At 57.4% G+C, this 3461-nt stretch carries 4 protein-coding genes; all 4 read right to left on the bottom strand.

All coding sequences use genetic code 11. The features are described 5' to 3' along the window. Nucleotides 1–268: 268 nt before the first annotated feature. The gene (locus ABYO54_RS15440; protein WP_372809129.1) at nt 269–919 is read right to left on the bottom strand and encodes a protein-L-isoaspartate(D-aspartate) O-methyltransferase; all 651 of its coding nucleotides are present in this window, start codon (nt 917–919) and stop codon (nt 269–271) included. 38 nt (nt 920–957) lie between these two features. Continuing rightward, nucleotides 958–1257: an MTH1187 family thiamine-binding protein gene (locus tag ABYO54_RS15435; protein ID WP_372809128.1), complete on the bottom strand. Its 300-nt coding sequence runs from the start codon at nt 1255–1257 to the stop codon at nt 958–960. Nucleotides 1258–1357: 100 nt separating this feature from the next. Next, on the bottom strand, nt 1358–2227 hold the full coding sequence (locus tag ABYO54_RS15430) for a DUF1835 domain-containing protein (protein WP_372809127.1): 870 nt from the start codon (nt 2225–2227) through the stop codon (nt 1358–1360). Between the two features lie 396 nt (nt 2228–2623). Next, on the bottom strand, nt 2624–3109 hold the full coding sequence (locus ABYO54_RS15425; protein WP_372809126.1) for a L,D-transpeptidase: 486 nt from the start codon (nt 3107–3109) through the stop codon (nt 2624–2626). Nucleotides 3110–3461 lie beyond the last annotated feature (352 nt).

Genomic DNA, 3461 nt, shown 5'->3' with positions numbered 1-3461 from the left:
TGTTTTTAAAGGCCGCCACGATCGGGTTGGTGATGTCGTTGGCGAACCCCCACAGCGGGAACAAAATCGTCACCAACACGAACGTCAGGACCAGTTGCGGTGGAACCACCGGCGTTTTCTTCTTCGAATCACTCATTCACATTCTCCTTTGATATGCGCAAACCCACACGGTTGCAAAACACTACATGATGCCCGTATTCAAGGATCGCGCTATCCCCAAAATTTAGGACACGGAAATCCGCACGGGGATCGGCAACTTCGCAAGGGTTCAATTGGATTCGAACCCACCGCCCTCCCCCGCGCCCCCCGGCACCATCGGGACGAAGCGGACCAGAATGTCGGGGATCTCCGTGAAGGTGTCTCCCGACTTTTCGAGAATGACGAGTTGCTGGACGCCCGCACCGACGGGCAGGACCATGCGGCCGCCGTCCTTGAGCTGCCTCTTCAACGCCTCCGGGATTTCGGCCGGCGCGCAGGTCACGACGATCGCATCGAACGGCGCATGCTCCGGCCACCCCTTGTAGCCGTCGCCCGACTTCACCTTCACGCCGGAATAGCCCTCGTCCATCAGGATGGCGGTTGCGTGCGCGGCCAGTTCCGGGATCCGCTCGATGCTGAAGACGGCGGCCCCCAGTTCGGCCAGCACGGCGGCTTGGTAGCCGGAGCCCGTGCCGATCTCCAGAACCTTCATCCCCGGCGTCACCTCGATCCGCTGGGTCATGTAGGCCACGATAAACGGTTGGGAAATCGTCTGGCCGTGCCCGATCGGGCACGGATGGTCGCCGTACGCATCGTGCCCCCGATGGCCCTCGGGAATATAGCGATGCCGCCGAACCGTGCCCATGGCCGCCAGTACGCGCTCGTCCGTCACGCCATACGCCTGGACCACGGCCACCATCGCCTTGCGCTGCGCTTCCATGGATCCCTCCTGGCCGAACCGCCCAGCGGCCAACCCAATCAGCCCAGCTTGGCAACCACGCTGTCGACCTTGTCTTCGAGCGACTGCACCCGGTCGGTGCGGGTTCCCAGCTTGACCGTGGTATGGATGCGCGGCGCCCCCATGCCGTGCACCGTTTCGTGGCACGCCTTGATGGCGGCGAACACGTCGTCCCACTCGCCTTCGACGTTGGTTCCGTTGGCGTGGAGGGCGGTCTTCAGGCCGGGCCGGTTCAGCACCTCTTCGCACGCGGCGACATAGCGCGAGAGCGAAACCCCCACGCCGATGGGTATGATCGTTAGATCGACAATCACTTTCATTTCGATACCTCCTGATGTCCGAACACTATGGCCCAAGTTGACGCGGCCGCGACCTTCTTTTTTCAAAAAACAAGCCGTGTTCCCCAAGAGCGCGCCCGCCTTACCGCACCGCCGTGATGCTGAAATCTTTCAGCGGAAACTCGCTTTCCCATTGCGGCAGCCGGTCCGCCGGCCCATCGATTTTGACCAGCGGCGGTTCGCGATCCGCCAGAGCGTTGATCTTCGCCCACAGCGTTATGTCGCCCCAGAATTGCGGCGGCGAGTCGGCGGCGGCGACGGATGCGAAGATCTCGCCCGGGCTCTTGCATCCGCCGCGGATTGCCGCCAGCGCCAGGGTTTCGAGTTCCCCCAGCCCCGTGTCGGATGACGGGCGTTCCTTTAGCCAGCGAGCCACCGCGGCAGGCACCCACGGCAACGGGGCATGCGTTGCTTCAGACAGCTCGGCCAAACGATCGGCGTCCTGGCCGGCGAAGGCCTGGTCAACCCGGATGGCGAACACGTACTGAGCTTCGGTCACGGGTTGGCGGTTGCCATACAGGGCGGCCAACTGGTCGGGTTGGAGCTGCCCGAGCCCGTGAAACGGTTCAATCCCGGGAAATGCATCCACGCAGAGCAGCTCGACGTTTTCCGCCTTCCGCACCCGCAGGCACGTCAGGATGTGGGCGAGCATGGACTGATCGAACAGGCAGGCATCGAACCACAACACGACCGGCTGATCCGGAGCCAGCTCGGACAACCTGCGGTACTGCTGCCGCAACGTCTCGAGAATGCCTTGCCGATCCATTCCGCCCCCGGTGATTTCCTCCAGAAACACCGCCCGTGCGCTCAGACATGCTTCGTCGGGCCAACCCGGAATCCGGGGGCCGTCGTATAGCATGTCGTGCCAGACCAACACTTCGCCCGGCACCCCGGATTTCTTCAGCAGGTCGCCTGCCCGGTCGCCGCTGGTTATGTGAAGCGTATGTCCCATCGCGTTTTCTCCCGTCCTTACTTCGATTCAACTGAACATTGGCCACAAAAAAGCCGGAAAGGCACGGAAAAACAACATTCCAGATGCTGCTCGAAGGTACCCGTTCCGCAGCTTGGAAACCGTAGCACCGGATTCCGATCCGGTGTTTTCCGCCAACCCGCACCCCGGCATGAAGTGGTGGCAGAAAAATGGGGCGGCAGAAAAATTCCGGCGCGTCGGGTTATAAACCGAAATCCGGGAATGGAACCACTGATAAACCCGGATGGACACCGATCCTCAATGAGATATGGAGCTTGTCCCGCTCACTCGCCGGAGGAAGAGCCTGTTCATGAATCTGTGTTTATCTGCGTTAATCTGTGGTCTAAAATCCCCGAGCCACTTCTGGCTCTGTTATTATTAGTCGATAACAGTGACAATGGTTCCTTCAGGAACTAATTCAAACAACTCCTCAATATCTTCGTTGAACATGCTTATACAACCTCGTGTAGTTTGTTTTCCTATGTCATCTGGTTTATTTGTGCCTTGGATTCCAAAACCTCTAAGTTGCGGTTTTTCTGAGGATGTCAGCATCATGTATCTAGAGCCTAAGATATTGCCTTCTTCTCCTGATTCAAAATGCTTTCCAGTAAAGTCTGTCCATGGAGGATTCTTGAGTTTGTCGATTATTGTGAATGTCGTTACAGGTGTTCTACCATTTTTACCTGTTGCTACAGTATAGGTCTTTATTTCGTTATTACCCTGTAACAAGGTGAGTTGATTCGATGATTTGGAAACTACGATAGAATAATTAGCTTCTAGGACCGGGGATGCTTTTTCTTGTGTTGTGCACCCAACCAAAAGCAACAACAGGGAACTCAGGGCGATGATAGATTTTATATTCATATATTTATCCTTACAGAACGTTAATCCTGACCCGCTTGGGAAATAGACTTTGACCTAATCGACGGGCGTTGTCCAAGTAGGGTCCAGGATCTGGGTACGCCTGGCATGAACACAAACTTATGGGGTTGAAGTCCCCTGCGCGTTGCCCGGCTGTCCGCTGTTCCTTTCATTGGTAACGACGGTAGCTGAAGCGCTAGACGAAATCAACTGCGGCTTCGCGAGGAGTCGTGGAGAGGAAGATGGAGATCAAAACTGTGAGCCGACGAACAGAAATCGCATACAAGGCTGAGGAGGCGAATGAGGTTGCCCAACATACCGAAGTCCGGGGCTGCGCCTCTACGGTAAATGCGGC

The sequence above is a fragment of the Pontiella sp. genome (assembly GCF_041622395.1).
Classification (GTDB): Bacteria; Verrucomicrobiota; Kiritimatiellia; order Kiritimatiellales; family Pontiellaceae; genus Pontiella.
The sequence above is the reverse complement of the archived record's forward strand: the minus strand, read 5'-3'. Positions and strand labels throughout refer to the sequence as shown.